Raw genomic sequence first — 25,460 nt, 5'->3', positions numbered from 1 at the left:
TTTAGTTTTAAATACCAAATACCGCTTTGGAATTATTAGTTGTTATCATTGCCAGTTCTTCACCCGATATGTTATGCAGATCGGCCAACTTATCCAAAACGTTGACAATATAAGCACTTTCATTGCGCTTACCACGATAAGGTGTAGGTGCCAGATAAGGTGCATCGGTCTCCAAGACAAGATGTTTTAAATCAATTTTATCCAAAAATTGGTCTATTTTGCCATTCTTAAAAGTTACCACCCCGCCAATACCTAATTTCATATTATATGAAATTGCCTTTTCCGCCTGATCAAAAGTACCGGTAAAACAATGAAAAATACCCCTTAGATCGTTTCCTTTTTCCTCTTCCAAAAGTTCAAACACTTCATCAAAAGCATCACGACAATGTATTACAATTGGTAATTGATGTTCTTTTGCCAATTTAATTTGATACTTAAAAGCCTCTTGCTGCTCTTTTAAATATTTTTTTTCCCAATACAGATCAATTCCAATTTCACCAATGGCATAATATTGATGCCGGGACAATAATTCTTTTACGTGTAAAAGTTCGTCCATGTAATTCTCTTTAACATGTGTAGGATGTAAGCCTGTCATGAGATAAATATGGTCCGGAAACAACTCTTTCAAGGACAACATACGTTCAGTATAAGTAGAATCAATTGCAGGGATAAAAAAACGTTTTACCCCCTGATCAATAGCATTTCTTATAACCTCTTCTCTATCATCGTCAAAAGCCTCGCTATATAAATGGGTATGCGTATCAGTTATTATCATAGCGCAAAAATAGAATTATCTTTGACAAAAAATTATATATGAGCAGTCTCAAGGACTTTCTTAATAAAAAAAAATACGTTTGCATACCGTTAACCCTTACGGCCACCAACCATTTTGAGTTAAATGCCAAAATCAATGATATTACGGGTAGATTTATTTTAGATACCGGGGCATCGAACACATGTATCGGCATAGATCAAATAGATGATTTTGGATTAATTTCAAAAGAATCAAAAATTAAGGCGGCCGGTGCGGGAGCCACCAATATGGACACCTTGGTTTCCAAAAAAAATACGGTCCACATAGGATCCTGGGAATATAAAAAACTTAAAATTGTCCTATTTGACCTTAAACATGTCAATGAAGCACTGACTGCTCATAATGCCGAACCTGTAAACGGAATTATAGGTGCGGACATCCTCAAAAAATCCAATGCAATTATTGATTATGGTAAAAAACGTTTGTACTTAAATGCAAAAAAGCGTTGAGACCTGCCCAACGCTTTTTACATATGTATCTATAATTTTTGAAAATTTACATTTCCAAGGCTTTTTTTACATTGTTGTCCATAAGCAGCTCCGTAGGATTTTCCAATGCCTCCTTAACCGCTACCAAGAATCCTACAGACTCCTTGCCGTCAATAATTCTATGGTCATAGGACAATGCTACGTACATAATTGGAGCTATTGCAATAGCCCCCTCCCTTGCTATAGGACGCTCCACAATATTGTGCATACCCAATATGGCACTTTGTGGAGGATTTATGATAGGCGTAGATAGCATAGAACCAAATACCCCACCATTGGTAATGGTAAAAGTTCCACCAGTCATTTCATCTACGGTTATCTCCCCTTCACGGGCTCTAATTGCCAAACGTTTAACCTCTGACTCTATTCCCCTGAACGTCAAATTTTCAGCATTTCTGATAACGGGAACCATAAGTCCTTTTGGACCGGATACCGCTATACTGATATCACAGAAATCATAAGAAATCATTTCTTTGCCATCTATCATGGAATTTACCGCAGGATACATTTCTAGTGCCCTTACAACTGCCTTGGTAAAGAATGACATAAATCCTAAACCAACCCCATGCTTGTTTTTAAAATCTACTTTATACTGATCACGAAGTTCAAAAATGGCGCTCATATCCACTTCATTGAATGTGGTCAACATAGCCGTTTCGTTCTTTGCGGATACCAGTCTTTCTGCTACCTTTCTTCGTAGCATAGATAACTTGGAACGAGTCTCCCCCCTATTTCCACCGGTTGGTGTACCCATTGAAGGAACGGCGTTTACCGCATCCTCCTTGGTGATCCTACCATCACGACCACTTCCTTTTACCGTTGCGCTATCCACTCCTTTTTCGTCCAATATTTTTTTGGCCGCGGGGGAAGCTACTCCAGAAGCATATGTTTCTTTAGCCTGTACTGGCTGCGGGGCTTTTTCAGCCTCTTTTTGAACTGGAGCTGTTTCTTTTTCAGTGGCTTCATTGGACTTTTCATCCGAGCCTTCTGGTTTTTCCGCCCCCGTATCGATCAAACAAACAATAGCGCCTACTTCAACAGCATCGCCAACTTCTGCTTTTAAGGTAATCACCCCACTGGCTTCCGCTGGTAATTCCAAAGTAGCTTTGTCCGAATCTACTTCAGCGATTGCCTGATCTTTTTCTACGTAATCCCCATCTTCAACTAACCATTCCGCTATTTCTACCTCTGTGATAGACTCTCCGGGGAAGGGACCTTCATTTCTAGAATCATTCTTTCTATAATTTGATATGTTATATTTTATTTTTTTGGTTTGAACATATTATTTTTTGACTTGTCAAAAACATAATCTATTACTTGTTGATGGCGCATTTTAGACCTTACAGCACTACCTGCAGCAGGCGCCGCATAAAAACGCCTAGATGCAACCCTAAATTTCTGCACATCACTAAAATGCATTAGTAAATGGCTCCAAGCGCCCATGTTCCTAGGTTCTTCCTGAGCCCAAACCAAATCATCCACATGCTTGTATTTGGCTATTATTTCTTTCATTTGTTCGTCTGGCAACGGAAACAATTGTTCAACCCTGACCAAAGCAACATCTGCACGCTCCAACTTCTCCTTTTCCGCAAGAAGATCGTAATAAAATTTACCAGTACAGAACACAAGACTTTTGACTTTTTTGACCTCAACAGCATCATCGTCTATAACTTCTTTGAATCCCCCATCGGTCAAATCTGAAATTTTAGAAACTGCCTTAGGATGCCTAAGCAAACTTTTTGGCGTAAAAATAATCAACGGTTTTCTAAAATTGGCCTTCATTTGTCTGCGGAGTATATGGAACATTTGTGCCGGTGTTGTCACATCTGCGATATACATATTATCCTTGGCACATAATTGCAGGTACCGTTCCATCCTTGCGGATGAATGTTCTGCTCCTTGACCTTCATAACCATGGGGCAACAACATTACCAATCCGTTTTGAAGTTTCCATTTATCTTCCGCAGCAGAAATATATTGATCGATCATGATTTGGGCACCATTACTAAAATCACCAAACTGGGCTTCCCAAATCGTTAGCGTATTAGGACTTGCCATAGCATAGCCATAATCAAAACCTACAACTCCATATTCCGATAATAGCGAATTGTAAATTTGGAACCTTGCTTGTTGTTCAGATAAATGGTTCAACAGAATAACCTCTTCTTCGCTTTCCTCTACCTTCATTACCGCATGACGATGGGAAAACGTACCACGCTCAACATCCTGTCCGGAAATACGTACCCCAAAACCTTCCTCTAATAAAGTGCCATAAGCTAAAAGCTCTCCCATGGCCCAATCAAGATTATCGTTTTTAAAATACATATTGTATCTATACTTGACCAATTTCTCCACTTTGCGCAAGAACTTCTTGCCCTTGGGCAGTTCGGTAATTACTTTGGCAATCTTTGTAAGCTTTTCTTTATTGAAGGTTGTATCTACCGCATCCATCATTTCCCACTCACGTACGCTTTCAAATCCTTTCCACTCGTCTGCCATAAAAGGAGTGATCACAGTTTTATCCTCTTTTCTGGAGTCTTCAAGTTTTTCCTCCAAAGAATCCTTATACTGTTTCTCTAACTGCGCCACATAGGTATCATCAATAATACCTTCTTTGATCAAGCGTTCCGCATAGATATCCCTAGGATTCTTATGCTTTGCAATGGCCTTATATAATTTTGGCTGGGTAAATCTGGGTTCGTCCCCTTCATTATGTCCATATTTTCTATACCCTAACAAATCTATAAATACATCACTTGCAAAACGCATTCTATATTCCAATGCAAAAAGTGATGCATGTACCACAGCCTCTGCATCATCAGAATTTACATGAAGTACGGGACTTAGGGTAACTTTAGCTACATCCGTACAATAGGTAGATGTTCTTGCATCCAAATAGTTAGTGGTAAATCCGATCTGGTTGTTTACAACAATATGAATTGTACCACCGGTCTTATACCCATCCAGGCCTGCCATTTGCACCAATTCATAAATTAGACCTTGTCCAGCAATAGCGGCATCACCATGAACGACAATAGGCAATACCTTTGAAAAGTTGTCCTTATAGTCCGCATCTTGCTTTGCCCTTGCTATACCTTCAACGACCGCACCAACCGTTTCCAAATGGGATGGGTTTGGCGCAATATTCATTTTTATCTTATTTCCGTTATCAGATTTTCGGTCAGATGTCCACCCTAAATGGTATTTTACATCCCCATCAAAAATTTCTTGCTCATAATCCTTACCGTCAAATTCACTAAAGATATCCTTAGCGGATTTACCGAAAATATTGGTAAGTACATTTAACCTACCACGGTGTGCCATACCCATAACAAACTGTTCCACTCCCATTTCCGCAGCACGTTCCACAATTACGTCCAAGCCAGGAATCAATGATTCGTTCCCTTCTAGGGAAAATCGTTTTTGCCCTACATACTTGGTGTGTAAAAAGGTTTCAAATGATATGGCCTGGTTTAATTTCTTTAGGATGTGTTTTTTTCTTTCAGGACCAAAATCCGGATGGTTATCATTAACATTTATCCAATCCTGTATCCACTTGACCCTTTCAGGGTTTCTAATGAACATATACTCCACCCCAATGGCATCACAATAGATGCTTTGCAAATGCCTTATGATTTCCTTTAAAGGACTTGGCCCTATCCCGATAATGTCACCTGCATTAAATACAGTTTCCAAATCAGAGCTTTCCAGACCAAAATTCTTTATGTCCAAAGAAGGCTCGTAATGCCTTCTTTCCCTCACCGGATTTGTTTTGGTAAAGAGGTGCCCTCTACCCCTGTACCCATCGATCAAACGAATGACCTGGAATTCTTTCTGCAAGGATTGCGGCATTTCACTCTTGGCCCCATTGACCATAACAGTGGTTCGATTTTCATCAAAACTTAGTTCATCCAAAGAGGTTTCCATTCCAAAATCAAAACCTTGAAAAAAGGCCCTCCAACTTGGCTCAACACTATCTGGATTCACTAAATACTTATCATATAACTCTGAAAAAAAAGAGGTATGGGCGGTATTCAAAAAGGAATATTTATCCATGAATTACTTTCTGTATATTTAGAATAAATTTGAACAAAAATACAACATTTACGATATCTAACGGAAGAATGTTATGTATTATTGAAAAAAGTTGAACTTTAAAACAAAATCTGTTAATGAGGGTGTCAAAATTAATGTTTACGGGAATAATTCTTCTTTTTTACAACTTTTGTAACAGCCAAAATTCCGTTAAAAACTCCGATTTTTGGAACCATGTAAGGTTTGGAGGCGGAATAGGACTAGGTTTCACTAACAATGGCTTTAATGGATCAATTTCCCCAAGTGCAATTTACCAGTTCACCGACCAATTGGCCGCTGGTACAAGTTTAAATTTCAACTATTCCAAATTCAACGACAACAAGTTCTTGGCTTATGGGGGTAGCATGCTATCTCTTTACAACCCAATTCCTCAATTACAATTGTCCACTGAATACGAACAATTACGCATAAACCGTACCATTGCCACTTCTACAAACAGTATATCCGATAATTATTGGCTTCCCGCATTTTTCATAGGCGCCGGTTACAGTACACGTAATATTACTGTTGGCCTACGTTATGACCTTTTGTTCAACGAACAAAAAAGTATATATGCAAACGCATTGATGCCATTTGTTCGAGTATACTTTTAATTTTATTTACCTTTCAACACCAACCAAACCAACCAAACCAACCAAAATGAACACATTAAAAAATAGGTATCTTTCCCTAGACGTATTTAGGGGTATGGATGTAGCCCTAATGATCATAGTAAACTCCCCCGGAAATGGGGATACCAGTTTTGGGATTTTAAAACATGCCGTATGGAACGGATTTACCCTTACCGACCTAGTTTTCCCAACCTTTTTATTCGTTGTGGGAAATGCTATGAGCTTTAGCATGAAAAAATACCAAACCATGGGAAATGCGGCATTTCTAAAGAAAATTTTTAAACGCTTTGCTATTATATTTCTTTTAGGCTTTCTAATGTATTGGTTTCCTTTTTTTGAAGACGGACATTTAAAACCAATATCCGAAACCAGAATTTTTGGAGTGTTACAACGTATTGCTTTATGTTATTTAATTGCTGCCGTGCTAATACATTATTTCAAGACAAGAACGGTAGTTATCTTCAGCTTCGCCTCGCTCATAATATATAATGTAATACTGGTGGTATTTGGCGATTTGACATTGACGGGCAATGCCGTATTAAAACTGGACAAATTGCTTATTGGCCCTAGCCATATGTATCACGGCAACGGAGGGGTGGCTTTTGACCCTGAAGGATTGTTAAGCACCTTGCCTGCCGTTGTAAACGTTATTGCAGGATACCTAACAGGGAAATTCATTCAAAATAAAGGACAGCATTTTGAAACGGTAGCCAAACTTCTTATGATAGCGGCACTGTTGATTGTAGCAGGATTTTCTTGGCACCAAATAATACCATTCAACAAAAAACTTTGGTCAAGCTCCTTTGTATTGCTAACATGTGGTATAGACCTTGTCATTATCGCTATCCTAATGTATTTATTGGATATGTCAAAACCGGGCAAATGGACCTACTTTTTTGAAGTGTTTGGAAGAAATACGCTGTTCATCTATCTTTTGTCCGAACTCTTTATAATTTCTTTGGCAGAAATAAAAACTACTGGTACTACGGCCTATAATTGGATAGCCGATAATATCTTTATCTCAATTGCCGGCAATTATTTTGGCTCGTTATTATTTGCTTTATGGATTATGTTGACCTGTTGGTTGATAGGATATATAATGGACAAAAAAGGAATTTACATTAAAGTTTAGGAAGCTTAAATACTATATATTAAGGTATAATCTATTGATAAGTATTCTTATACCAAACCTTTTGGTATTCCCGTTTTAGAATCAAAAAGGTGACTTGGGCGGCAACCTCAACCGGATCTGTAATTTTTATATGCTTAAAATCGCGTTCCGGAACGTCTATGACATACAACAAATTAAGATAATCTGGAAAACGCTCCATTAACAAAACGTATACTTTTTCCATTATAATGGAAACATACGCCTTTAATTCAACATCAGATGATATTTGTAAAGGAACATTGGCCAAGATAAAATCCTTTTTAATTTGTTTTTGTAATTGCCCTTGCAATTTTTGCTCTTTGGTCAATTGCAATAATTCTGTGCTATTATTTACATTAATTCTCATTAAAAACAATCTATAGCTTGGCGGCTATTGTTTATAGATTACACCCTCTTTCATAACAAATATTACATTGGTCAAGGTTTCCACATTTTCTATTGGATTAGCATTGACCGCTATAATATCCGCAATAAAACCTTCCTTTATCAAACCTAATTTACTTTCTCCTAACAGTTTGGCGTTGGTGATGGTTGCAGACCTTAACGATTCTATAATTGGCATACCTGCTTTGACCATATATATAAATTCCTTTGCGTTTTCTCCATGTGGCGATACTCCGGAATCCGTACCAAAAGCAATATTAACCCCCTTCTTATAAGCTTTGGCAAATGTCGCTTCTAATTTAGGACCTATTTCCAAAGCTTTCTTGGCTACTACGGGCGGCAGATAGTTTGGAATTTCAGCCAATCTAGCAGCCTCCTTTCCAGCGGATAATGTTGGTACCATATAAGCATCATATTCCACCATTAAGCCCATGGTCTCCTCAGACATTAAGGTGCCGTGCTCAATGGTTTTTATACCTCCTTTTATTGCCCTTTGCATACCTTCATCTCCATGGGCGTGAGCAGCGGTAAGCATACCATAGTCCTTTGCAGTTTCTGTAATCGCCTTAATTTCCTCAAGGGTAAATTGTGGATTCTGTCCATTTTTTGCCACACTTAATACCCCGCCAGTTGCAGTGATTTTAATTACATCCGCACCATCCTTATAGCGCTGTCTAACCGCTTTCCTTCCATCTTCGGGAGAATTAACGACCCCCTCGTTTGGCCCTGGATCACCCATTAAATCCTTACGCGTACCATTGGTAGGATCTGCATGACCCCCTGTAGTTGCCAAGGACTTGCCGGCAGTAAATATTCTTGGTCCTACGACTATTCCTTTATTTATGGCATCCCTTAATGAGATATTTACCCCTGATCCACCTAAATCCCTAACGGTAGTAAATCCGGCCATTAAAGTTCTTTTTGCATAGACAGTAGATTGAAAAGCAACATCTGCCTCGTTCTTGGTAAATCTTTCCAAATAGCGCGAAGGGCTGGACTCGCTCTCAATATGTACATGCATATCAATAAAACCTGGTAATATGGTTTTATCCTTTAAGTCAATAAGTTCATCTGAGGATGACCCCGTAACAAATCCATTTTCTATTCCCTTAATTTTGTTTCCCGATACAATAATTGTCTTTTCCGACAGTACCTTGCCAGATTCAATATCCACGATTTTTCCACATTGTAAATAGGTATCCTGGGCATTGATCAATGCAAAAGTCAATAATGATAAAAATGTAAAAATAGTTTTCATATGCAGCGAGATATAAATTAAATAAGGGGAAATATAGCTATATTTCCCCTTATTTTTAGTGCAAAATCCATTAAATTCAGTCTCTTATCTTCTGTTCCCATACCCATGCAGATTTCATGGCCTCATCCAAAGTATATTCAGATTTCCAACCTAAAATCTCATTTGCCTTTGTAGTATCCGCATATGCAGTGGTAATATCGCCAGGTCGCCTATCAACTACTTTATAATTTAATTTTTTTCCGGATACACGCTCAAAACTTTGTATAGCCTCTAAGACTGAACTCCCTGTACCCGTGCCCACGTTGAACACTTCGTAATTATCAGCATTTTTTCCATCCAATAAACGCTCCAGGGCTACCACATGCGCTTTTGCCAGGTCGACCACATAAATATAATCTCTTATACATGTACCGTCCTTGGTAGGGTAATCATCACCAAAAACAGCGAGTTGGTCCCTTAGTCCAATACCTGTTTGCGTGATAAAGGGCACCAAATTTTGTGGAACACCTTTTGGCAATTCTCCAATTTCAGCACTAGGGTGTGCACCCATAGGATTAAAATATCTTAGGGCAATGGCATTTAGTCCAGGGGTTACCTTACAGGTGTCCGCTATAATTTCCTCGCCCATTTGCTTGGTATTGCCGTATGGGGATTCTGCGACCTTTACCGGTGCGTCTTCCGTAATTGGCATTTTATCGGCCTGTCCATAAACCGTGCAGGATGAACTAAAGATAAAGCTAGCCTTGTTCTTCTTGCACAGTTCCTTTAAAATATAGACCAACGTACCTATGTTGTTCTCATAATATAATAGCGGTTTTTCAACACTTTCACCAACCGCTTTGGACGCCGCAAAATGTATAACACCTGCTACATCTTGATGTCTTTTAAAGAAATCCTCTACTTTATCCTTCTCCTTTAGGTCAATCTTTTCAAATTCCGGCCTCTTACCTGTAATGGTCGTAATGCCGTTTAAAACTTGTTCATCAGAATTGGAGCAATCATCGATAATGACCACCTCAAACCCTTTTTCCTGAAGCTCAACAACGGTATGAGAACCAATAAAACCTAATCCACCTGTAACTAATATTTTCATTTAATTCTATTTCTGCGTTGTTCAAAAGTAAGAAACCTGATTGCTATTCGTTAACAAACCCGATAACCATATCCGTAATATGGTTAATCTGCTCACTATCCAATTCTGTGTGCATTGGTAAGGAAATGACTTCCGTAACCAATTGATTGGTTACCGGAAAATCCTCTTCCTTATAACGCTCATCTGCATATGCCTTTTGTCTGTGTAGGGGAATAGGGTAATAGACACCACAAGGTATATTGTTCTTGTTTAAATATTGAACCAGAGCATCTCGCCTACCATTCGTAATACGTAAGGTATATTGATGGAATACATGACATTCACAGATGTCACAAATACCTTCACAATGGGTAACCGTTTTTGGCGTAATAATATGTTTTTGACCTTCAAATGCCTTTGAATAGGCACGTGCCGCATTTCTTCTTGATTCGCAATAACCATTTAACCTGGGTAATTTTGCGCGTAATACAGCAGCTTGGATAGCATCTAACCTAGAATTGACCCCTACCACATCATGATGATATCTTTCATACATACCATGATTTACAACACCCCTAATTATGTGTGCCAAATCATCATCATTAGTGAAAATAGCACCACCATCCCCGTAACAACCCAAGTTTTTGGAAGGAAAAAAAGAGGTGGCGCCTACGTGCCCTATGCCACCAGCCATATATTTAGTGCCGTCACTGGCATAGTACTTTGCCCCTATTGCTTGTGCATTATCTTCAATTACATATAAATTATGCTTTTTGGCTAAAGCCATTATAGCATCCATATTGGCACATTGACCAAATAAATGAACAGGTACAATTGCCTTTGTTTTAGGAGTTATGGCCTTCTCAATAGCCTCAACATTAATATTAAAAGTATCTGGATAAACATCAACCAAAACAGGCGTTAACTGCAAAAGTGCAATGACCTCTACAGTGGCGGCAAATGTAAAATCTGCTGTAATGACCTCGTCACCGGGCTTTAATCCCAGACCCATCATAGCAATCTGAAGAGCATCCGTACCATTGGCACATGGAATGACATGTTTTACATTTAAATAATCTTCAAGTTCTTTTTGAAACGCATGAACTTCTGGGCCGTTGATAAATGCAGAGGTTTCCAAAATTTCAGCAATGGCTGTATTTACCTGCTCCTTAATTTCTTGGTATTGCCCGTTAAGGTCTACCATTTGTATCTTTTTCATTCTATGGAATTACGTGAAGTCTTACAAAAATACGAAACGGCCGACACTAATTTTATCGAAAGAAACGTAATTTAGCGCAAAAGTAACAGTTTGTCCTTTCTCTACAATCTTATCGGCATTATCGCTACCGGTCTATTGGCACTGGCAGCACCCTTTAGTGCCAAACTTGCACTTTTTGTAAACGGTCGTAAAAAAAGTATAACGCTACTAAGAAATAACATCGCCAAGAACGATCGTACTATTTGGATACATGCGGCATCATTGGGAGAATTTGAACAAGGGTTACCAATCATAGAGCAATTAAAAAAGGATTTTCCTTTACATAAATTGGTTCTTAGTTTTTTTTCCCCTTCTGGTTATGAAGTCAAAAAAAACAGTAACGTTGCTGACGTCATTTGCTATTTACCAATAGATACCAAACATAACGCCTCAGAATTTATTAAAGCGGTGAATCCGGAGTTGGCCATTTTTATCAAATATGAAATTTGGCCCAATTATCTAAGGATGTTGAACAAACAGAATATACCTACCATTTTAGTTTCCGCACTGTTTAAAAAAGAGCAGATCTATTTTAAAAAGTACGGATCGTTTATGCGAAAAGCACTTGCTAATTTTACGCATTTCTTTGTTCAGAACACAGATTCAAAAACCTTATTGTATTCAATTGGCCATAACAATGTTAGTATAACTGGAGACACAAGATTTGACAGGGTTATGAAAATACTAAAACGCAACAATAATTTGACTTTCATGGATACCTTTACAAAGGGCAAATTTTGTTTCGTAGGTGGCAGTACGTGGCCAGAAGATGAAGAACTCGTCACCGCCTATATCAACCAAAGTAAATTGCCCATAAAATTCATTATTGCCCCACATACCGTTAAAGCTTCCCATATAGATTCAATTAAAAGGGCCATACTGAAACCTACAATTTGTTATTCAGAACTTAAAGACGCGCAAATACAAGACTATGATGTCCTTATTATAGATACCATAGGATTACTTACCAAAATATACAGTTATGCGGACATTGCATATGTGGGCGGAGGCTTCGCCACAGGATTACACAATACATTGGAACCTGCGGTTTTTGGCATACCGGTCCTCATTGGGCCTCATTATAAAGGATTTATTGAAGCTGAAAATTTAGTTGCGGCTAAAGGAGTTCTCCCCGTACACACTTTTAAAGATTTTAAATTCAACGTAGATCGTTTTTTTGAAGATATTGACCTACGCAAGAATACAGGATCAATTAATAAAAAATTCATTCATCAGGAAAGCGGAGCTACCGATAAAATTATGGCAACAATACATCCCTTACTTCTAAATAATGTTTTTAAAACGGAAGGATAATCTTTAAAAATAGGTCGATGAAAAATATATAGATCAACCTATGGATGCTTTTTGCATAATACTACTTTACAAAGATAATTTTCAACTTTGGTCGATTTATCCACTTATTCCACAGCAACTTAGCCCATAATTCATATCTTGAGTACAGAAATATAGAATTATGATCATGGAAAAAGAAATTACAGCAGGAGTTAAAATGCTAAATGGATTTTTAAAATTGATGATTGCCTGCCTGATAGGTATTTTAATTGCAATACCCCTTGCAGGATTGGCAGACTGGTTTGGATGGATTTAAAAAATTTAGCCATTATTACGATAATCTACCCAGCTAAAATTTAAGAGCTTCGGTCAAAAGTTCGATATAATGCTACGTATCTCCGTTTATGTACCATATAGATTTCATCTCACCACAATAAAGTAAGGCTTTACATCTAATTTGTAGGACTTTACAACATTTACACGATTAAATTTGGAAATATCGGCTAACTTTAAGATATATAACTTTAAAGTAGGTAATGTTATGAACGATTTATCATTTAAAACGGGGGTAGATACTTATCTATCCATTCTCATTATTGCAATGAACGCATTTTTGGCGGTAGTTGCGGTAGGATCTTTTTTAGCCCTTATAGGGATTGTTTAACTTTTAACACATAGCCCATATTGTTAAAAAAATTACATTAAAAAAGCCCCTTAACAGGGGCTTTTTCATTTTGTTATTTTATGGTCATTGACCTAATTCTTTACTTTTGCTTTCTTCTTGGTTTTTTTCTTCCAAATATCTAACATATCTAAGGAGAAAGGAATTGTTTGCCAAACCGTTGGATAAAATTTTATATTTTTCATGTTTTAAATTCTTAGCAATTATACATGACAAAGGTTTAAAACATATATTTTTTATAAATCAATATATTTATCCAGTTTATGTGCTATTTTACCCAAAAATACACCAATTAACATGAAATTAAGAAATAATTTCACTTTTTAATAAGATTAAAAGCATTTATTTGAACAAACTATAGTCACTATGAAATAGCAAGATATGACCACTATTCTTTCTTGTTAATTAATAATCTTTGCCAAGTTTTATACGCAGACACCATGTCTTTGTTCAATATTGTAGGCTCGTATTTTTTAAAGCATTAAAATTAAGCTTTAGGTAGATCACTAATTTCTTTCCAGTATTCCGCACCCATACCGGCGATCAGGGCCGCACCCCTTGCAGAAACATCGGAAATTACAATATTAGTAACCGGTCTTTGCAGTACATTTGCCAAAAATTGCATTAAAAAACCATTGGCCGTAATACCTCCATCTACCCGAAGTTCTCTTAGTGTTAACAACATTCATTTTAGTAAGTTCATCTGGGTATGCCTGTATTAGAACAGGAACATTCAAATTTGATAGTTTAAGCGTATCTGCAACACCTTTTTCATCTGTAAAAATTGGCAGCAGTACTAATACCCCAACAATCTCATTGGCATGTTTTTTAAAAAGCTCAGTACATTTTTGAGCTTGCTTGAATGTTTCTACACCGCCAAGTTTGGTGTCGGTACTATCCAATAAAATAGGTTTTAAATTTAATTTTGAAAATACCTCTATGATTTCCACACGTGCTTTTTCCACTAAACTATCCGGGAAGAAATCACGATTACCGATAATTATGCCAATACTTAACATTGATGATTTACTATTCATTTATAATTTGTTTATAACCAAGGCAATTAGGCCAAAATCACTTCAATTTCATTATCCTTAAACACTTCCTTGCCCTTATCCTCCATTCCCGAGTCGGTAATAATAAAGTCTATCAAGGATAGTGCACCTAAACTAGCAAGGGCACTTTTACCTATTTTAGTGCTATCTGCAACCAAATACGTTATATCCGCGGCATCTATCATGGCCTTTTTTACAACTAAATCACTGATGTTCGGGTAGGTCAGCCCTGCTTTCAATGAAATTCCTGCCGTGGCCAAAAACAGCTTCTGCACATTTAATCCCTTGAAAAAATCTGCCGCTTTCTGGCCTGTTAAGGACAACGTTGGCGGCTTAAATTCCCCTCCGGTCATAATTACTTCAATATCCGGCTCCGTTCCCAACATCATTGCTATATTTAATGCATTTGTAATGACTGTTAGGTTTTTATAGCCTACAAGTTTTTTTGCTATTTCCGTTGTAGTACTACCGGAATCCAAAATAATGGTATCACCAGGCTCAATGAATTCCAAACACTTTTGCGCAATGATCTCTTTCAATTCCATGTTCTCTTGGTTGACCAAGGAGAAATTGCGAACCTGGTCCCCCATATTCTTTAAAAAAGCACCACCATGCTCTCTAATAATCAAACCCTGAGCCTCTAACTTTTCCAGATCTTGGCGGATGGTCACCTCGGTCACTTTAAACAATTTAGCGAGGTCCACTACTTTTGCGGAACCATCTTCATTTAAGAACTCAATAATCTTCTCCCTTCTTTTATTCGGTAAGTATGCCATATTTTTATAAATAGTAAATTTTCATAAATATAAACAAACTTACCTGCTTAGATTCCGCATTTTGCAATAGGATTATTTTTACTTTTTAACTTTGACGATTATGATTCTACATTAATAATTACACGCTCATATCTTGTAAGGGCAGGACTTCCTTGATCCGTAACTTCTAAAATGACATGCATTGTTCCCAACCGGGCACCTTTTGGAACGACCAAATAAGCTTTGGCGCTATGGTCATTTTCTATGTTAACCGGTATAGCCGTTCTTCCAGAAGATTTGGTAAAAGTGCCAGGCTCACCATAATAGAACCACTTGAACGATAATGTATCACCATCTGGATCAGTAGAGTTTTCCGCATTTCAATCTATACGGTCCCCCACCTTAGCGGTAATCATTTTTTTATTGCTCACTTTTACCACTGGGGGATGATTTGCCTGTTCATAAGGTTTTATGGTCCAATCCATTCTGGCAACAAAATCATTTTGATAAGCTTCTCTCCAACGCCAAATAGTCGCTTTATTATTGGTATGCCAACTACCGTCGTTACCTTCAACCTCATCCTGCGCATTGTTCCATAAAGGCCTGGTTTCTGGTTCCAAAAACCATTTTTCTGTTCTAGGGCGATACAACTCGTACCGACCACCCCAACTTCCCCAATTTGGGTGATCGGGATTTCCAAGACCATTGTTTATCAAATACATAAAACTGGGGGATCGCCCTCCATTAGATAATCCATATGGGGATATTCCGCCCCTAGGGGACCTTTACTTCGTACATGCCGGTCCAGCCAAGGATTATCTACGATTTCAAAATCCGCACCGGCAAACCGCCCATGAAATTTATCTCCACTTATACCGGTCCATGTAGCATGGTGATACCCCCCATAAGCATGAAAACCAGGACTAGCGATATAGAATAAATCTGGAAATGTTTTTCGAAGCCATGGCCCACTATCATCTTGATCGGATATGGTGTAGACCCTGATTTTAGAAACAAATTTATTTAGTTCCGCTTCCGTACGTGTATGCTTTACCTTCCATAATGCCTGAGCCAAACAATTGGACCCTCCCCATACCTGGATCCACACAGGGCGCTCATCATCCTTATCCACCACATTAATAATCCATTCTGAACCTTCAGAATCCATCCCTTCACCTACGGCATTCATTCCATAATCCGCACGACCTTCCTTTACGACCGACCTCAAATAATCTACTTCTGGATAGTCAGGTTCATGTAGCAATAGATTTTTCCTAACCTTTGCATACGCATCCAAGATTTCATAAATACGCCATGTTGCAATTTCATTTTTTTGATGTACGGAGGTTGTTGCCACTAATCCCTCAACATCCCATTGATTGGCATACGTTAAAAACCTTACCAAAGACATGGCATCATCCGGTTCATTCTCAATATCGGTAAGCACCAACACCCTTTGCCTATCTGTACCGGACTGGGCTTTCATAACCGTTACAAACGGTGACAGCATGCTTAAACAAACAAAGAAACCAAAGCGAAGATGTCTCATAATAATTACGTTAAATCATCTTTGACAATCTAATTACTGTCTTAATAGTGATGACGGACAAACGAAAATATTAAAAAATACCAATATTGTTTACTATTTTTTTCGTTTTTTTTCTTTTTATTTTTATTCCTTGATTTTATTAATCTATTCTACAAAAGTGTTTAATACCAATATTTAAATTAAATTGATAAGATGGCATTACACAGTTCAATCGATATCAAATACAAAAAAAGCCATTGAATTAAATTCAATGGCTTAATTATTAAAATTAGTGCTAACTATTGGTAGACCCTAACATAATCCACTTCCATAGTATCTTCTGTAAAAGCAGGGTCTATTGCCCCACCAAGTGTGCCGCCCACAGCAATGTTCATAATTAAAAAGAAATCGCTATTAAACGGTGTAGTATCAGAATTCACCAGGCTATTATGAACCATTTCCCCGTCTACAACAAACTTTATACTATCTGGCGTCCATTCTACGGTATAATTATGAAATTCCGTAGTAGCAGTAGGAACAGAAGTAGCCCCCACTACGGCAGTACCTCCAAAGTTTCCAGGATAATGCAAAGCACTACTAATGGTATTGCTATTATTACCTACGTGTTCCATAATATCAATTTCACCACATGCTGGCCAACCTACTTCATCAAAATTAGCTCCTAGAGCCCATAAAGCTGGCCACGTACCGCCGGCAGAAGGCAGTTTTGCCCTAATTTCAACCCTACCATACGTAAACTCAAACAAGTTTTCAGATTTAATCCTTGCAGAGGTGTACGCAGCATTACCAGTTGGACTTTCACCAAAATCAAAAAACAATACCACCCTATCATATGTAAAGGCCGGAGCAGCACTTAGATCAAAAGACAGTGTCTCCCAACTTTCTACTACAGATGTTGTTGCATCTACCTCATAAAATTCTTGGGCATTGGCCTGGTTTTCCAGTTTTAATCTAACCACTGCCCCAACTGCCGGAGACCAAGTCTTTATTTCCATATTTGTATATGTACTAAGATCTAAAGCAGCATCCACATCAAAAAACGAACCTGCCCATACTTCGGCTCCATTATTCTTTGTGGATTCAGCTACCGTTACAGATGTATTTTCGCCAGAGGCATCAGGGTTTTCTATGACAGCTGTTGCCGCCCCACCAAAATCCGTGAAGACTGGCGCTGCACCTTCAAAATCCTGCACCACTGAAGTAGACCCACCGGCCGCGACCAAGGTAACATCATCATAATAATATTGAACACCACCACCACTACCGGTGCCACGTGCGGTAATCTTTAACACACCATCTTCGACAATTACATTTTCAGGACTATCCGTATATTCCTGTGCCTCGCCATTTCCCCAGCCACCTGCACCGAGGTCGAACGTCCAATTAGCCGGATCCGGAGCTCCATCCGTATCAAATTCGTCTGACCAGACCAAATTGGTATATATAGTCTCTAAGCTCTCTTCTTCCCCACCTGTTGAAGGAGCAGCCGTAAAACGAATATACCATGCAAGGTCAGGATTCATAGAATCATATGTTCTAACATAAAGCAAATCTTCGCTGAGCGATAAAATTTCATACGTTGAAGAACCTACATAATAACTCATAAAACCACCATCGGAAAATTCCATTTGCATTCCAGTTGTTTCGGCCTCTGGCACATTGCCCTCAACCGCAGAAAAAGTCACTTCTTTTTCCCCACTAGTATCAAAATCATAACAGTAATCCTCATCTGCGGTTCCACCAACAACAGCTTTATGACCAACATTGAAGAATGTTTGACCTTTATTATCCAAAACATAAGTTACCTCACCACTACTATTAACGGTAAACGTCAATTCGTCATCACAAAAACAATCTGATATTTCACTTCCACACTTCTCAAATGCTTGGGCAGAATACCATTTAGGATACCACCAATCACCATCAATTCCTTCCCTAGCCGGACCCAAGCCCAAATGGCCGGGCTGCGCAGCAGCAAGAAACCAAGTTTTGGAACTTCCGTCTGTTATTAAATTGACCAAATCTGAATTCATAGCAGGTACATCCACCGTAACCTGTAAGGTTTCCGTTAGGGTAGAACCATCAAATCCAATAACCGTAACAGTTACGGTATAGGTATTTTCACCAGTAGTAGAATATGTTTTAGAGATATATCCAGTTAAGGACTCTCCAGTGGTACCATCACCAAAATCATAGGTATATGATTTAGCACCGGTAGCGGTTGGTTTAAAAGTGACAATTCCTGAGCCATCATCACTTACTTGAGATGTTACCGCAAGGTTAGAAAGCGGTCCAGGATCAAAGCTATCGTCGTCCTCACAACTGACGAACACCATAAGTAATGCCACAAACATGTACATTAAGTTTTTCATAATCTAATTTGTTTTTTGGAGTTAATAAGTACTATTTAAACTACCATTAGACCAATAATGAAAACATTTCCGGTATAGGTCATATTTATAATAGTTTCAACTGCAAATTAATAGTCATATTTATGAAATCCTAAAAATTTACCCCTACAAAAAACATACATCTCAAAATATAACGGTCAAATAAATAAAATCATCAATAAAATACACAAAACAAGGAATATTGCCATATAAATTATGAGAAGTTTTAAAACAGTTGTTGTGGTAATGTTGTGGTGAATTTTGCTTTTGATGTGGAATTATAAACTCATTATATAATCGGTGAGTCCTTCTTCATGTAACAAATTCATTTTTTTGCGAAGACGATATCTTTTTACCTCTACACTTCTAAGCGATATATTTAATAACGGAGCAATTTCCTTAGAAGATAAATTTAAACGCAAATAGGCACAAAGACGTAAGTCATTTGAGGACAGTTCAGGATGAAGGCTTTTAATTTTTTTTAGAAAATCCTTATCCGCATTATTAAATGCATTTTCAAAGAATTTCCAATCATCCTCATTGTTTATATTCCGGTCTATTGTTTTTATTACCGATTTAATCTGTGCATTTACCGGACCATCCTTTAATTTATCCTTAATTGCATTTAGAAATTCATTTTTCTTGATAATACTCATAGTAGAAATAGCCAACTCCCTATTTTTGCTTTCTATCAAATCTTGCAGCTGTTCGTTTTTAATTTGAATAATTTTCTTTTGCGCCTTTAACTTTTTTCTCTTTAACCGTTTTTTGTTCGCTTTTAAAATTTGTTCTTGTTGTTTTTTGTAAAAGCTTTTATATAGCTTATGAACCACTATTAAAAGGAGTAGACCCAATAATACATATATAATTATTACATAAATTGAAAGATACCAAGGTCTTTCAATTTTAAAATTATACGTAGCGACATTATCTACAAGTGCATTACCAACTTTAGCCCTTATCTGTAAGGTGTAGTTCCCAAATGGTAAATTTTTAAAAGAGACTTCCGGTACCGTTGACCAGCTACTCCAATCCGTATATAATCCATCTAATTTATATTGGTAATAAACCTCGGTAAATTTGTCGTATTCAGGAACATTGTATTGAAATTTCAGGTTGTTCTCGGTATAATCAAATAGCGTATTATCCTTTATAGGTATATGAATACTAGGCGCATCATAAAATTCCTTGGAAATCGAAGTTACTGAGACTGAATATGATTTTGGCAAAACTTTATCCAAATTAAGGGTAACATAACCATTTGAAGTACCTATTAAATAGGTTTGGTCACCTAGACCCACAATAGATTCAAAACCCACAACTCCCATACCGTTTCTGAAAAATTTTGGAATGGGTATTTTAACCTGTTCCGGACTGCCGTTCATTATACCGGGAGATACATTAATGATATTATCATTGGAAAAACCCCATAACCTTTCGTTATTATCCGTTGGTTTAAGTACGCCAATAATAGCATCGTCATTTTCAAAAAATTTGCTGTTCAAAACTGTATCCCTAAGAAATTCATTGCCGTTCTTGTCGTACTTAAAAACCCCATTGACAGTAGTATAAATTAAATCATCATGATAGGCTACCAAACTAGACCCCGTACCTTTAGAATCTTTTTGCTTTACGGACAAAACCTTAGTGTAATCTGAATTCAACCTAACATCAAAAATACCTTTGTAATCATGGTTTACCAATACTTGATGGTCATCTACGAATTCAAAAAACCTACTTGAACTTTCAAATCCATCAATTACATTTTCAAAAGTCCAATCATTGCCTACTTTTTTCAAAACACTTAAACCTTCATAATTTCCCTGCAACAATAAATTCTCAGTACCGGGCATAGGATGAATATCCCATGTACCAGGGTAATCGGAAATTTTCTCAACCGTATTCTCCCTCACAACGAACGTTCCGGTATGATGCCCACAAAACAAGGTGCCGTCAATATTCTTCAACAACCAAACTTGGCCCTGTGTACCTTCAATACGTTTAAATTTATCCGTATTGGACCTGTAAAACAACCCCTGGTTAGTGCCCAAGTAAAGAACATCCTTATATAAAATTGCCGTATAAACCACACCCAACTCGCCCACATGGTCTACATATTCCCTAAATGGCGTTTCAAGATTAATTACACTAAGTCCATTGTCCAGTCCTAACCATAAATTTTTGTCCATATCTTGGTACATGGACAAAACAGTATTGTTATGAATACCTTGTTCCTGGTCTATATGCGCGGTAACTATACCCCGCTTATCGATAATAAATAGTCCTTTTGAAATGGTACCCAAAACAATAGAACCATCGTGCAATTTTAAAGTACTATAAACTTTTATGTTAGGTAATAAAGAATCATTGGCCGTTGCCCATTTTTCCAACTTATTGCCCCTGAGCAAATAACACCCATGTTGCTCCGTAATCAATAAAATTGCTTGTTGAAACGAAAATGCACCAATTACAATATCATTTTTTAAAATATCATCATCGGACACCAAAACAGACCTGCCATTTTCCACGGTAAATAGTCCTTTTCCAATGCTTTGAAAATAAATTCTTCTATCGACTTCAAATAATGTTGCCCTAGTCGTTTTGGCATTTATAATATCAATAGTACCATTTTTAATGTGATAACTATAGATGCGGTCCAAGGAACGGAACAGTACCCAATCATTAAATTGTGTAATGGTCCAGAAATGCTCATCCTCTTCTATAGGCTGGGTCAATTTTGAAGAAATGGAAACATACTCCAGTTGACCTAATGCATCTCTTGTCCAATATCCAAATTCCATATAACAACCCGTATAAATACGGTCACCAATAACCCTTACGGATTTTAAAGGGGTGCCGTTTGGGGATGGATATAATACCCATTTCGTTCCATTATACATTAACAGCCCGCTATTGTTCGCAATATAAATACTCTTATCCTGGCCCTGTGATACGCCCCAATTTTGATTACCTGCTGCATAGGTTAAAGGTGCATAGTTTTGAATTGGCGGCAGGTCTTGCGACTTAACGCCCCATATTGCCATATATAGGAGAAACCAAAATATAGGTTTTAATACCATTTGTAGGGGACTACATTGTTTAGTGAGACTTAAATATAAGATTTTTATAACCAGACCAACCTTTAATGATTTTTAGTCAAAATAATGACGGGAATTACAGACTTGATTTTAAATTGGATACAATAAACTAACCGGATAAATAGAAACCAATGAGTTGTTATTATTTACGATTATTTTCATTTACTTTGTTTTACTATATTTGAGGATTACGGTAAGACACATTACCCACAACCAATAAAGGCGTCACCTTTAGAATCAACTTATGAAACAGATACTCCTATTTTTTGCCATTATTAATTTTACAAACTTTGGCATTGGTCAGTCGCTTCCAAAGGAACGTGTAATTATCCTTTCGGATATTGAGGCAGATCCAGATGACACACAGTCTTTTGTTCGTCTGTTCCTATATACCAATGAAATTGATATTAAGGGTATGGTAGCGACTACATCTTGTTGGCTACAGCATAAAATAAATCCGGAATCTTTAAGGAAAATTATTAAAGCGTATGATGAAGTACACCTAAACCTACTAAACCATGATAAAAATTATCCAACCGCATCCACCTTGAACGCTCTAGTAAAAAATGGCTTACCAAAATATGGTATGACCGGCGTAGGACCGGGTATGGACTCTGAAGGTTCTGATTGGATCATTAAAATTCTGGAGGAAAAAGATGACCGTCCATTATGGATTTCCGTTTGGGGAGGCGTTAACACCTTAGCCCAATCCTTACACAAAATCAAGAACACTAAAAGTGCCAAAGAGGCAAAGCGGCTTATTTCAAAATTAAGGGTGTATACGATATCCGATCAAGATGACAGCGGTATTTGGATTCGGAACAATTTTCCGGATTTATTCTATATCGTTAGTCCGGGTGATGAATATAGCCAAGCAACCTGGACAGGAATTAATGCCTATATAAAAGGTATTGATAACACCACAATTAGCAACAAATGGCTTGCCGATAACATTCAACAAAACCATGGACCGTTGGGCACCATTTATCCTGATGTTGCCTGGGGCGTTGAAGGAGACACCCCGGCATTCCTTTCCTTGATACCCAATGGACTTAATATTGCCGAACATCCGGAACTTGGTGGCTGGGGAGGTCGCTATGAATTGTACAAGCCAGATTTTTCAAAGACCAAAGAAGGAGGATCAATTGTAACCATAGCGCCAGAAACCAGACCAATTTGGACCAATGCCATTGATAGCTACACGCCGCATGTCCCCAAGGATTACGGTAGATCGGTACGACCGGACACAATAACATTTACAGGTTATAAGGAAACTTTATGGCGCTGGAGGGATGATTTTCAAAATGACTTTGCAGCCCGTATGGATTGGTCCATAATGAGCTTTGAAGAAGCCAACCATCCACCGACCGTAATATTGACCCATCCTGACGAGCTAACCGTAAAATCCGGCGAGGGCTTTATGTTGGATGCTTTTGATTCTACCGATCCAGATGGTGATAATTTAAGCTTTTTATGGTTCCAGTATCCTGAGATTAGCTCCTATAAAAAGGTGATAAACATGGGGGCCAATAATGTACATTTAGTAAACTTGACCGCGCCAGAAGTGTCAAAAAAAGAAACCCTGCATTTTATCGTTAAGGTTTCTGACAAGGGTTCGCCATCTCTAAGCAGATATAAGCGTGTAAAGGTTACTGTACTACCCAAATAGTCGGAAATACAATTACTGCAGGACAAGTGCCATAAAACCCTCCTTATACGCCCGCCCAAGAGGTAAATGAACGCCGCCCTTTAGAAAAACTTGGTTGCCATTGATCTTGTGAATTTTGGCCATATTGATGATATAGGATTTGTGGATACGTACAAATCTATTCGCGCCCAAAAACTCTTCCCAATACCGTAAGGGTTCTTGGGATAAATATTTGCGTGTTTTGGTAATTATTTCGGTATAATCGGCATCGGACTGAATATATTCAATGTCATACACATCAACCTTTATATGTTCATAACCGGATTTGATAAATATATGTTCCAAAGCGTGTTCTTCCTTATCTTTTAAAGAATTTGCCATTTGGGTATTATTCTTTGTAGGCACTTTGGAAACTGCTTGCACAAATCGTTCAAAGGAAAATGGTTTTAAAAGATAATCTACTACATCATATTCATAACTTTCAAGGGCATAGTCCGCAAATGCGGTAGTCAAGATAATATTGGGTCTATGCTTAAGCACCTTTAGAAATTCAATTCCAGAAATTTTAGGCAAGTGTATGTCCAAAAAAATTAAATCAATAGCTGTACGCTTTAAAAATTCCAATGCCTGCAGCCCATCTGCAAATGTGCCTTTTAACTCCATGTTTCCAAAATCGGCAATGTACTTTTTTAGCACACGCTGTGCCGGTGGTTGATCTTCAATAATAATACAATTGATCATAATTTTGCCCTTGTTAGCTGTAACTTCAAATGTACGTAATAAACATCCTGCTCATTTTGGATATGTAGATCGTGCGCATTGGAATAAAGCAACTCTAACCGTTTTTTTACATTTTTCAATCCTATTCCGCTAGATAGATTTTCCGTATTCGCCAGTGACAAAAAGGAATTTCTACATTCAAAATTCAACATGCCATTTTCATTAATATCTATGTTAATGTCGATAAAAATATTGTCAGATTGACTAGCGGTACTATGTTTAAAGGCATTTTCTATAAAGACCGATAGTATTAAAGGCGCAATGACATACTCTGTTGTATTGCCGTGCATGCTAAAGGAAACCTTACCCCTTTCCTCTATCTGCATTTCATTAAGCTTTGTAAAATTTTTAAGGTGGGCTATTTCCTTTTGAAGGCCTACGTAATTCTCTTTGCAATCATACAGCATATAACGCAATACAGATGAAAGCTCCAAAATAATAGAAGGAGTTTTTGGGGACTGTTCAATGGCGTACGAATAAAGATTGTTTAAATTATTGAACAAAAAATGTGGGTTGATCTGGGACTTTAAAAACAGGAGTTCACTTTGAACAACGGATGTTCGCAGTTCTTCAACCTCCAATTGTTTTTTAGAGGCATCCCAGGCAAACTTAAAACCTGCCAGAATAAGGATAACGGGCATAACGTCTAGCAAACTATAAACGATACCGGGAAAATGTTGACCTCTTGAAAATGGATAAAAAATACGCTCCAACACCAACTCCTCCACCATTATTATAACAGCTATGACAAGCATTACCAATATAAAGAACAAAAGATATTTTTTAGTATAAAAAAAACGGGGCAACAATATATAATTGATAAGTAAAGCGCCCAATGCATAATTTAAAAAGGCAAAGATGTTAAATGCGGGTATTTCCGGTTGGTTCTTATCAAAAGAAAAAAATAAGAACAATACGATATGTAGTACCAATTGAAATATAACTTCCTTTGAAATACTGTTCAAAAATGAAAATTTTGGCCCCATGTATTAAAAATACCCAATTACGTAAAATAACCGTTAATAAAACCGCCATCGACAGTATTAGCAAGGTAAACAC

The 25,460-nt window shown here is 37.6% G+C and carries 20 protein-coding genes and 3 pseudogenes; 7 read left to right on the top strand and 16 right to left on the bottom strand.

What is annotated here, in order from left to right:
- Positions 1-7: 7 nt before the first annotated feature.
- Complete coding sequence (locus tag Q2T41_RS12245; protein ID WP_304436332.1) at positions 8-775, bottom strand: TatD family hydrolase; 768 nt, start codon at positions 773-775, stop codon at positions 8-10.
- Between the two features lie 38 nt (positions 776-813).
- Here Q2T41_RS12245 and Q2T41_RS12240 point away from each other — a divergent pair, with 38 nt between their 5' ends.
- A complete protein-coding gene (locus Q2T41_RS12240; protein WP_304436331.1) occupies positions 814-1,263 on the top strand; it encodes a retropepsin-like aspartic protease family protein in 450 nt (149 codons plus the stop codon).
- 46 nt (positions 1,264-1,309) lie between these two features.
- Here the strand turns inward: Q2T41_RS12240 and odhB are convergent.
- Both odhB and Q2T41_RS12230 read right to left on the bottom strand, forming a co-directional pair.
- A pseudogene (odhB, locus tag Q2T41_RS12235) lies at positions 1,310-2,535 on the bottom strand (2-oxoglutarate dehydrogenase complex dihydrolipoyllysine-residue succinyltransferase).
- Positions 2,536-2,562: 27 nt separating this feature from the next.
- On the bottom strand, positions 2,563-5,358 hold the full coding sequence (locus tag Q2T41_RS12230) for a 2-oxoglutarate dehydrogenase E1 component (protein ID WP_304436330.1): 2,796 nt from the start codon (positions 5,356-5,358) through the stop codon (positions 2,563-2,565).
- A 116-nt stretch (positions 5,359-5,474) separates the two neighbouring features.
- Between Q2T41_RS12230 and Q2T41_RS12225 the strand changes: the two genes are divergently transcribed.
- Together Q2T41_RS12225 and Q2T41_RS12220 are read left to right on the top strand one after the other, a co-directional pair.
- Positions 5,475-5,990 (top strand): alpha-ketoglutarate decarboxylase, encoded by a 516-nt coding sequence (locus Q2T41_RS12225; RefSeq protein WP_304436329.1) that lies wholly within the window; start codon positions 5,475-5,477, stop codon positions 5,988-5,990.
- A 46-nt stretch (positions 5,991-6,036) separates the two neighbouring features.
- Complete coding sequence (locus Q2T41_RS12220; protein WP_304436328.1) at positions 6,037-7,140, top strand: acyltransferase family protein; 1,104 nt, start codon at positions 6,037-6,039, stop codon at positions 7,138-7,140.
- A 31-nt stretch (positions 7,141-7,171) separates the two neighbouring features.
- On the opposite strand, the gene Q2T41_RS12215 is transcribed toward Q2T41_RS12220, so the two are convergent.
- From Q2T41_RS12215 to Q2T41_RS12200, 4 genes are all read right to left on the bottom strand, one after another.
- Positions 7,172-7,525 carry a hypothetical protein gene (locus tag Q2T41_RS12215; protein ID WP_304436327.1) on the bottom strand — a complete coding sequence of 118 codons (354 nt, stop codon included), beginning with the start codon at positions 7,523-7,525 and terminating at the stop codon, positions 7,172-7,174.
- Between the two features lie 24 nt (positions 7,526-7,549).
- Positions 7,550-8,821 (bottom strand): metal-dependent hydrolase family protein, encoded by a 1,272-nt coding sequence (locus Q2T41_RS12210; protein ID WP_304436326.1) that lies wholly within the window; start codon positions 8,819-8,821, stop codon positions 7,550-7,552.
- 76 nt (positions 8,822-8,897) lie between these two features.
- A complete protein-coding gene (gene galE / locus Q2T41_RS12205; RefSeq protein ID WP_304436325.1) occupies positions 8,898-9,914 on the bottom strand; it encodes a UDP-glucose 4-epimerase GalE in 1,017 nt (338 codons plus the stop codon).
- A gap of 43 nt (positions 9,915-9,957) precedes the next feature.
- On the bottom strand, positions 9,958-11,112 hold the full coding sequence (locus Q2T41_RS12200) for a DegT/DnrJ/EryC1/StrS family aminotransferase (RefSeq protein ID WP_304436324.1): 1,155 nt from the start codon (positions 11,110-11,112) through the stop codon (positions 9,958-9,960).
- Between the two features lie 90 nt (positions 11,113-11,202).
- Here Q2T41_RS12200 and Q2T41_RS12195 point away from each other — a divergent pair, with 90 nt between their 5' ends.
- The 3 genes from Q2T41_RS12195 (at position 11,203) to Q2T41_RS12185 (ending at position 13,108) form a co-directional block, all read left to right on the top strand.
- Positions 11,203-12,465 (top strand): 3-deoxy-D-manno-octulosonic acid transferase, encoded by a 1,263-nt coding sequence (locus Q2T41_RS12195; RefSeq protein ID WP_304436323.1) that lies wholly within the window; start codon positions 11,203-11,205, stop codon positions 12,463-12,465.
- A gap of 166 nt (positions 12,466-12,631) precedes the next feature.
- The gene (locus Q2T41_RS12190) at positions 12,632-12,760 is read left to right on the top strand and encodes a hypothetical protein (RefSeq protein WP_261375075.1); all 129 of its coding nucleotides are present in this window, start codon (positions 12,632-12,634) and stop codon (positions 12,758-12,760) included.
- 174 nt (positions 12,761-12,934) lie between these two features.
- Complete coding sequence (locus Q2T41_RS12185) at positions 12,935-13,108, top strand: hypothetical protein (protein WP_304436322.1); 174 nt, start codon at positions 12,935-12,937, stop codon at positions 13,106-13,108.
- Positions 13,109-13,613: 505 nt separating this feature from the next.
- Here Q2T41_RS12185 and Q2T41_RS12180 read toward each other — a convergent pair.
- The 7 genes and pseudogenes from Q2T41_RS12180 to Q2T41_RS12145 form a co-directional block, all read right to left on the bottom strand.
- On the bottom strand, positions 13,614-13,742 hold the full coding sequence (locus tag Q2T41_RS12180) for a hypothetical protein (protein WP_304436321.1): 129 nt from the start codon (positions 13,740-13,742) through the stop codon (positions 13,614-13,616).
- Positions 13,711-14,163 (bottom strand): hypothetical protein, encoded by a 453-nt coding sequence (locus Q2T41_RS12175; protein ID WP_304436320.1) that lies wholly within the window; start codon positions 14,161-14,163, stop codon positions 13,711-13,713. Before Q2T41_RS12175 ends, Q2T41_RS12180 begins: the two co-directional genes overlap by 32 nt.
- A gap of 26 nt (positions 14,164-14,189) precedes the next feature.
- Entirely contained in the window at positions 14,190-14,957 is a 768-nt protein-coding gene (locus Q2T41_RS12170; protein WP_304436319.1) for a DeoR/GlpR family DNA-binding transcription regulator, read from the bottom strand.
- Between the two features lie 98 nt (positions 14,958-15,055).
- Positions 15,056-15,253 (bottom strand): annotated as a pseudogene (locus tag Q2T41_RS20800) (hypothetical protein); the annotation flags it as partial.
- Positions 15,254-15,316: 63 nt separating this feature from the next.
- Positions 15,317-16,347, bottom strand: a pseudogene (locus Q2T41_RS20795) (DUF1593 domain-containing protein).
- A gap of 416 nt (positions 16,348-16,763) precedes the next feature.
- The gene (locus tag Q2T41_RS12150) at positions 16,764-18,857 is read right to left on the bottom strand and encodes a family 16 glycosylhydrolase (RefSeq protein ID WP_304436315.1); all 2,094 of its coding nucleotides are present in this window, start codon (positions 18,855-18,857) and stop codon (positions 16,764-16,766) included.
- 296 nt (positions 18,858-19,153) lie between these two features.
- A complete protein-coding gene (locus Q2T41_RS12145) occupies positions 19,154-21,919 on the bottom strand; it encodes a helix-turn-helix and ligand-binding sensor domain-containing protein (protein ID WP_304436314.1) in 2,766 nt (921 codons plus the stop codon).
- 298 nt (positions 21,920-22,217) lie between these two features.
- On the opposite strand from Q2T41_RS12145, the gene Q2T41_RS12140 reads away from it, so the two are divergent.
- Positions 22,218-23,642, top strand: coding sequence for a DUF1593 domain-containing protein (locus tag Q2T41_RS12140; protein WP_304436313.1), 1,425 nt, complete (start codon positions 22,218-22,220; stop codon positions 23,640-23,642).
- 12 nt (positions 23,643-23,654) lie between these two features.
- Here Q2T41_RS12140 and Q2T41_RS12135 read toward each other — a convergent pair whose 3' ends face one another.
- Both Q2T41_RS12135 and Q2T41_RS12130 read right to left on the bottom strand, forming a co-directional pair.
- Entirely contained in the window at positions 23,655-24,362 is a 708-nt protein-coding gene (locus tag Q2T41_RS12135; RefSeq protein WP_304436312.1) for a LytR/AlgR family response regulator transcription factor, read from the bottom strand.
- Entirely contained in the window at positions 24,359-25,366 is a 1,008-nt protein-coding gene (locus tag Q2T41_RS12130; RefSeq protein ID WP_304436311.1) for a sensor histidine kinase, read from the bottom strand. The genes Q2T41_RS12135 and Q2T41_RS12130 overlap by 4 nt, the downstream gene beginning before the upstream one ends.
- Positions 25,367-25,460: the final 94 nt, after the last annotated feature.

It is taken from the genome of Maribacter confluentis, from assembly GCF_030505015.1.
Lineage (GTDB): Bacteria > Bacteroidota > Bacteroidia > Flavobacteriales > Flavobacteriaceae > Maribacter > Maribacter sedimenticola.
Note: the sequence above shows the minus strand (reverse complement) of the source record. Positions and strands in the feature narration are given on the sequence as shown.